Here is a 6,150-nt window from a genome sequence, read left to right on the forward strand (position 1 = left end):
CAGGACTGGCCGGACAAGGCCGAGCGCGGACTCATGGTCGACCAGGGCCGCAAGTTCTTCACCGTCGACTGGCTGAAGCAGCACATCAAGGAACTGGCCTACCTCAAGCTCAACTACTTCCACTTCCACCTGTCGGACACCTTCGGCTTCCGCCTGGAGAGCGCCACCCACCCGGAGATCGTCTCCGCCGACCACTACTCCAAGCAGGACATCGCCGACCTGGTCGCCCTCGGCCGCAAGTACCACGTCACCATCGTCCCGGAGATAGATACCCCCGGGCACATGAACGCCGTCCTCGCCGCACACCCCGAACTCAGACTGAAGAGCAGCGGCGGGGCGGTCAGCCCCGACTTCATCGACCTCTCGCTCCCCGCCTCGTACGCGCTGATCAAGGACCTCGTCAGCGAGTACCTCCCGCTGTTCCCCGCCCCCTACTGGCACATCGGCGCCGACGAATACGTCACCGACTACGCCAAGTACCCACAGCTGCTGAGCTACGCACGCGCCCACTACGGCGCGGGCGCCACCGCCAAGGACACCTACTACGGGTTCGTCAACTGGGCGGACGACCTGGTCCGGGCGGCCGGCAAGACCACCCGCATGTGGAACGACGGCATCAAGTCCGGCGACGGCACCCTCACTCCGCACCCCGGCATCCTCGTCGAGTACTGGTACACGTACGGCCTGACCCCGCAGCAGCTCGCCGCCGCCGGGCACACCGTCGCCAACGCCTCCTGGACACCCACCTATTACGTCCTGGGCGGCGCGAAACCCGACACCAAGTGGATGTACGAGACCTGGACCGCGGACCGCTTCGAGGGCGGCGCCACCCTGACCGACCCGGCGAAGAACCCCGGCTCGTTGCTCCACGTCTGGTGCGACAACCCCACCGCCGAGACCGAGGAACAGATCGCCGCCGGGATCATGTACCCGCTGCGCGGGCTCGCCCAGCAGACCTGGGGCTCCCCGAAGCCGGTGTCCACGTACGCCGCGTTCACCCCGATCGTCGCGGCCGTCGGCCACAACCCGGCCTGGCCCGGCCTCGCCCAGCCCGGCAACCTGGCCCTCGGCCGCCCGACCACCGCCTCCAGCACCGAGACCGTCAACTTCCCGGCCCCGGCCGCCACCGACGGCGACCCCGGCACCCGCTGGTCCAGCGCGTACGCCGACCCCCAGTGGATCCAGGTGGACCTCGGCTCCGCGCAGAACGTCGGCCGCGTCGTCCTGCGGTGGGAAGCGGCGTACGGGAAGTCCTTCCAGATCCAGCTCTCCGACGACGCCGCCACCTGGCGCACCGTCCACTCCGCGACCAACGCCACCGGCGGGGTCCAGGACCTGACCGGCCTCACCGGAACCGGCCGCTACATCCGCGTGTACGGCACCCAGCGCGGCACCTCCTACGGGTACTCGCTCTACGAGTTCGAGGTCTACGCGGGGCCGCCGGCCGGCCCGCGCACCCTCACCGCGGGCGGCAAGGCCCTCGACGACCCGGCGAGCTCCACCACCCCGGGCACCCAGCTGATCACCTGGACCCCGCACGGCGGCCCCAACCAGCAGTGGCGGCTCACCCTCGCCGCGGACGGCACCCACACCCTGGTCAACGGCGCCTCCGGGCTGTGCGCCGACATCGCGGGCGGCTCGGCCTCCGCCGGCGCGGCCGTCGTCCAGGCGGCCTGCACCGGCGCCGACAGCCAGCACTGGAAGATCACCGACCTGCCGGGCGGCGGCTCCACGGTGGCGAACAAGAAGAGCGGCCTCCTGCTCACCACCGCCTCCGCCGCCGACGGGGCGGTGGTCACGCAGCAGCCGGCCGCCGGGTCGGCGTACCAGCAGTGGCGGATCGCCTGACCGTCAGCCGGCCGCGCCGCCCCGGGCGAGGCGGTGCACCCGGTCGAGGAACTCGGTGGGATGGAACGGCTTCGCGAGGACCTCGTCCACCCCCGCCTTCAGCGCCTGGACCGTGCACTCCGGGTCGGCCGGGGGCAGCGCGAGGATCGGCAGGGACCCGTGGCCGGGGTCCCTGCGGATCTCCTCGAACAGCGCCACCTCGTCCAGCCCCGGTCCGGTGCGCTCGCAGACGAGGAGGGCGATCGGGCCCTCCCGGTCCAGCAGGCCGAGGGTCTCCCGGCCGGTTCCGCCGTCCACCACCGCGTAGCCCCCGGTGACGAGCAGCCGTTCGAGCAGCCCCCAGAGGCGGCGGTCCTTGACGATCAGAAGGACCTTGGCGGGGGTGTCGTCGCTCATCGTGTGCCTCGTGCTCTGACCCCCGGTCGTCCTCGGGGTCGGGTCGGGGTGGGCTCGGGGTCCCACCCGATGTCCGCCGGCCACCCCCGCGGACAAGATCGATCCATGACTCATCGACCTCGGGGATCCGCCCGGACGGCTCTGACGCGGGCCGCCTTCGCGACGGCACCGGCCCTCATCCTCTCCTACGGCGCCATCCGGCTCACCGACCCGGACCACGGCCCCGGCCCCGTCTGGACCGCCGGGCACCTGGCGCTGGCCGCCGCGATGCTCCTCTTCACGGTGGTCTTCGCCGGGCTGCTGGCCCTGGCCCGCCCGGACAGCGGCCGCGCGGGACGGCTGAGCGCCGGGGCCGCGGCCGTCCTCGGGGTGGCCGGCGCCCTGGCCGTGACCGCCCAGGCGTGCATCGACCTCGTCGTGGGCTTCCGCGCCGCCGACCGGGCCGGCATGGAGCGGCTCTTCGAACAGGTCCAGAGCTACCCCGGGGTCGTCCCCGCCCTCTACTCCGTCGGCCCGCTGATGTTCTACGTCGGCCTCGTCTGGCTCCTCGTCCAGCTCTCCGCCCGCCGCCGCGTCCCCCTCTGGAGCCCCCTCGCTGCGGTGGCCGGCATCGCCACCGCGGCGGTCGGCGGCCTCGACCTGATGCCGCTCTCCGCCGCCTTCTTCTGCGCCGCCCTCGCCCCGCCGGCCCGCGCCCGGCGCGCTCCCGACCGGGAGCCGGTACCGCTGACGCCGGTGGGGTAGGGCGCGGCCTACGCCCGCTCCAGCAGGGCGTCGCCGAGCTCGCTCGTGGCGTAGTGCACCTCGCGCCGGTAACGGTGGCTCGTGACGAGACCGGCCTCGCGCAGCACCGCGAGGTGCTGGGAGACCGCGCCGAGGCTGAGCCCGGTCCGGGCGGCCAGCTGCGTCGTGGTGGCCGGCGAGCTGGTGAACGCCAGGAGCCGGGCCCGGCTGCGGCCCAGCAGGCGGGCCAGCCCCTCGCCCGGAGCGCCGCGCCGCTCCCACAGGGTGCCGACGGCCCGCGAGGGGTAGACGGCGGCCGGCGGCGTCGGCCCGGGTCCGGTCAGCAGCCGGCAGCGGACCGCGAAGGCGCTGGGGGCCAGGGTGAATCCCGTACCGTCCAGTTCGAGGACCGCCGGGGCCAGGTCGGGGGAGACCAGGCGGTCGCCGGTCCAGCGCAGTGCGGGATGGAGGCGGGCGAGCACCTCCTGGATGCCGTCCTCCGCGAGTTGCCGGGTCCGGTACGCGATGTCCGCCTCCAGGACCGCCCGGATCCGGGGCCAGTACGGTCGCACCGCCGCCTCCCACCAGGCATGCAGGGCGTCCGCCAGCTCCGGCAGGCACACTTCGGGCTCCTGGGCGGCCGGCGGGGTGGCCAGCAGGATCGCGAGCTCCTCCTCGAACTCCGCCAGCGGGCAGCGGGGAGGGGGCGTCAGGAAGCCCGGCACGTCCGGCCGGAGGGGATCCACGGCGGCCAGGGCCCGCAGGGGGGCCGTCCGCCGGGCCAGGGCGCGCTCCTCCCGCAGTCCCCGTACCGCCGTGATCCACGGCAGGTGGACGGCGTAGCGCCCCGGATCCGACACGGCCCGGAAACTCACCACCGTCTCCCACAGCGGCGATATCGCGAACCTGACGCCCGCGACGTCGTGCACACCGAACCGCACCTCACCCATGCCCTCGCCCCGTCCCCGCGCCCCGCCCACCTTTCGGCCCAGACTAAAACAATGGCCGCGCCGCCCCGGGCCCGGCGATCTTCGCCCTCATGACGCACTCCCGCCCCGGCGCGGCCCTCCGCACCGTCCGCACCCTCGGCTCCCGACGCGCCGGACCCCCCTCGCCCTCCGGCTTCCGCCCGTTGTGGATCGCCGACACCGTGAGCCAGTCCGGTTCCGCCGTGACCCTGCTCGCGCTTCCCCTCGTGGCGATCGGCACCCTCGACGCGACACCGTTCGAAGCCGGCCTCCTCGTCATGTCCGAGTACCTGGCCTTCCTGCTCATCGGCCTGCCCGCCGGTGCCTGGGTGGACCGGCTGCCCCTGCGGCCCCTGATGATCGCGGGCGACCTCGGCCGCGCCGCCCTGCTCCTGTCGGTCCCCGCCGCCGCCTGGCTGGGAGCGCTGACGCTCCTCCAGCTGTACGCCGTCGCCTTCGGGATGTCGGTGTGCACGGTCTTCTTCGACGTGGCCGCCCAGAGCGCACTGCCGCGCCTGGTGGGCGGGACGGGCCTGGTGCGGGCGAACGTCAGGCTGGAAGCCACGCGCAACATCACCCAGGTCGGCGGCCCGGGTCTGGCCGGAGCCCTGGTCGGCGCGCTCACGGCGCCCGTCGCCCTCGCCGCCGACGCCCTCAGCTTCGCCGTCTCGGCGCTCCTCGTCTCGCGCGTACGCCCCCTCGGCGAACGGTCCGGGGCGCGGCCGGACGCCACGCTGCGCGCCGAGATCACCGAAGGGCTCCGCTTCGTCTTCGGGCACCCCGTGCTCCGGGCGCTCACCCTCGCCGCCGCCGTCTCCAACCTGTGCGGAACCATCGGCGCGTCCATGCTCCTGGTGCTGCTCGCCGGGGACCTCGGGCTGTCCCCGCTGCTGTGCGGTGCGGTGTTCACCGCCGAAGCCGTGGGCGGGCTGATCGGCAGCCTCCTCACCCAGCGGATCGCCACCGCGTTCGGGCAGGGACGGGCCATGTGCGCGTCGGTGGTCGTCAGCGGCCTGCTGTGGCTGCTGGCGCTGCCCTTCTACCAGGCGGACGGGCGGTTCGCCGTCGCCGTCGCCCTCCAAGGGCTGGGCTGGACCGCCTTCATGACCTTCAAGGTCACCTCGGTCGCCTACCGGCAGCGGCTGTGCCCGGAGCCGCTCCTGGGCCGGATGACCGCGACGTTCCGCTTCGTGGTGTGGGGGGCGATGCCGGTCGGCGCGCTCGTCGGAGGGCTGCTGGGGCAGCACCTCGGGGCCCGGCCGGCCCTGTGGACCGGGGCGCTGGGCGAGCTGCTCGCCGTAGTCCCCCTCCTCCTCTCGCCGCTGAGGACGGCTCGCGAACTGCCGACTCCGTGACCCTGCCCGCCGTGCCCGCCTTCAGGGAGTACCCCGTGCGCTACATCCACGTCGACGTGTTCACCAGCCGCCCCTACAGCGGCAACAGCCTGGCGGTGTTCCCCGACGCCGAAGTCCTCACCGGAACCCAGATGCTGGCCATCACCAGAGAACTGCGGCACTTCGAGTCGGTCTTCCTGACCCGGGACCCCGCCCGGCCGCACACCTGCCGGGCGCGGGTCTTCGCCCTCGCCGGGGAACTCGACTTCGCGGGACACCCCCTCGTCGGAGCCGCGAGCGCGCTGCACGCCCTGGACGCTCCGCCGGACGCCCCGCGAAGCGAGGGCATCACATGGACCCTGCGGCTGCGGGCCCGCACGGTGGAAGTCGCCACCCGCCGCAGCGGACCGCGGCGCTACGAGGGCACGCTGGACCAGGGACCCGCCGAGTTCGCCGGCCGCCCGTGCGGCCCGGATGCCGTGACCGCCGCCGAGATCGCCTCCTGGTTCTCCCTCGATGCCCACGACCTCGATCCGGACCTGCCGCCCGAGACGGTGTCGACCGGCCTGCGCTACCTGGTGGTTCCCGTACGGGGAGACGCGCTGGCCCGGGCCCGCGTCGCCGCTCCGCTCGACGTTCCGCTGGGCCGCGTCGGGGCCGGGTTCGCCTACCTCCTCGACGCCGCCGCCATGGAAGGGAGGCACTGGACCAACGACGGAGCCCTCGAGGACACGGCCACCGGCAGCGGCGCGGGCTGCGCCGCCGCGTACCTGCGCCGCCACGGCCGCATCGCCGACGGCGAGCCCCGCGTGCTGCGGCAGGGCCGCTTCACGGGCCGTACCGGGGAGATGACCATCAGCGCGTACGGGCGCGGGGATGCC

Annotated in this window: 6 protein-coding genes; 4 read left to right on the forward strand and 2 right to left on the reverse strand. The window is 74.0% G+C overall.

Annotated features, from left to right (window positions below):
• Window positions 1–1,848, forward strand: a 1,848-nt coding sequence (locus tag ACFV0Q_RS37100; RefSeq protein ID WP_385011798.1) for a family 20 glycosylhydrolase, incomplete at its 5' end; no start/stop codon positions are given.
• A 3-nt stretch (window positions 1,849–1,851) separates the two neighbouring features.
• On the opposite strand, the gene ACFV0Q_RS37105 is transcribed toward ACFV0Q_RS37100, so the two are convergent.
• Entirely contained in the window at window positions 1,852–2,244 is a 393-nt protein-coding gene (locus ACFV0Q_RS37105) for a two-component system response regulator (RefSeq protein WP_385011800.1), read from the reverse strand.
• A 105-nt stretch (window positions 2,245–2,349) separates the two neighbouring features.
• Here ACFV0Q_RS37105 and ACFV0Q_RS37110 point away from each other — a divergent pair, with 105 nt between their 5' ends.
• Complete coding sequence (locus tag ACFV0Q_RS37110; RefSeq protein ID WP_385011802.1) at window positions 2,350–2,988, forward strand: hypothetical protein; 639 nt, start codon at window positions 2,350–2,352, stop codon at window positions 2,986–2,988.
• An 8-nt stretch (window positions 2,989–2,996) separates the two neighbouring features.
• Here ACFV0Q_RS37110 and ACFV0Q_RS37115 read toward each other — a convergent pair whose 3' ends face one another.
• Window positions 2,997–3,917: an ArsR family transcriptional regulator gene (locus ACFV0Q_RS37115; protein ID WP_385011804.1), complete on the reverse strand. Its 921-nt coding sequence runs from the start codon at window positions 3,915–3,917 to the stop codon at window positions 2,997–2,999.
• A gap of 89 nt (window positions 3,918–4,006) precedes the next feature.
• Here ACFV0Q_RS37115 and ACFV0Q_RS37120 point away from each other — a divergent pair, with 89 nt between their 5' ends.
• Both ACFV0Q_RS37120 and ACFV0Q_RS37125 read left to right on the forward strand, forming a co-directional pair.
• Window positions 4,007–5,290 (forward strand): MFS transporter, encoded by a 1,284-nt coding sequence (locus ACFV0Q_RS37120; RefSeq protein ID WP_385011807.1) that lies wholly within the window; start codon window positions 4,007–4,009, stop codon window positions 5,288–5,290.
• 11 nt (window positions 5,291–5,301) lie between these two features.
• The coding region (locus tag ACFV0Q_RS37125) for a PhzF family phenazine biosynthesis protein (protein ID WP_385011810.1) at window positions 5,302–6,150 on the forward strand (849 nt) is incomplete at its 3' end.

Origin of the sequence: Streptomyces sp. NPDC059564 (assembly GCF_042735575.1) — a bacterium.
GTDB lineage: Bacteria > Actinomycetota > Actinomycetes > Streptomycetales > Streptomycetaceae > Streptomyces.

Excerpts from the sequence above, each read along its gene's own strand:
- ACFV0Q_RS37110 (WP_385011802.1), top strand. The coding sequence starts at position 2,350 with ATGACTCATCGACCTCGGGGATCCGCCCGGACGGCTCTGACGCGGGCC.
- ACFV0Q_RS37115 (WP_385011804.1), bottom strand. The coding sequence starts at position 3,917 with ATGGGTGAGGTGCGGTTCGGTGTGCACGACGTCGCGGGCGTCAGGTTC.
- ACFV0Q_RS37105 (WP_385011800.1), bottom strand. The coding sequence starts at position 2,244 with ATGAGCGACGACACCCCCGCCAAGGTCCTTCTGATCGTCAAGGACCGC.
- ACFV0Q_RS37120 (WP_385011807.1), top strand. The coding sequence starts at position 4,007 with ATGACGCACTCCCGCCCCGGCGCGGCCCTCCGCACCGTCCGCACCCTC.